We start from the raw sequence: 256 nt of genomic DNA, 5'->3' as shown, positions 1-256 counted from the left end.
CAAGGCTTCACCGCCATGAAGATGCGCTTCGGCTACGGTCCGCGTGATGGGGTCGAGGGCGTGCGTGCCAACCTGGATAGCGTGGCCGCCGTGCGCGAAGTCATCGGCGAGGATGTCGACCTGATGCTCGAGTGCTACATGGGCTGGAACCTGGACTACGCCAAGCGCATGTTGCCGAAGCTGGAACGCTTCCAGCCGCGCTGGCTGGAAGAGCCGGTGATCGCCGATGACATCGATGGCTACGCCGAACTCAATC

Annotated in this window: 1 protein-coding gene; it reads left to right on the top strand. The window is 62.9% G+C overall.

Going from position 1 to position 256, the window contains the following annotated elements; translation table 11 throughout:
• Positions 1-15: 15 nt before the first annotated feature.
• Positions 16-256 (top strand): enolase C-terminal domain-like protein (locus tag R0J88_RS21545; protein ID WP_410901110.1); only part of this gene is annotated, 241 nt, incomplete at its 3' end.

This window comes from Pseudoalteromonas sp. SIMBA_162, from assembly GCF_046535955.1.
Classification (GTDB): domain Bacteria; phylum Pseudomonadota; class Gammaproteobacteria; order Enterobacterales; family Alteromonadaceae; genus Pseudoalteromonas; species Pseudoalteromonas marina.
The sequence above is the reverse complement of the archived record's forward strand: the minus strand, read 5'-3'. Positions and strand labels throughout refer to the sequence as shown.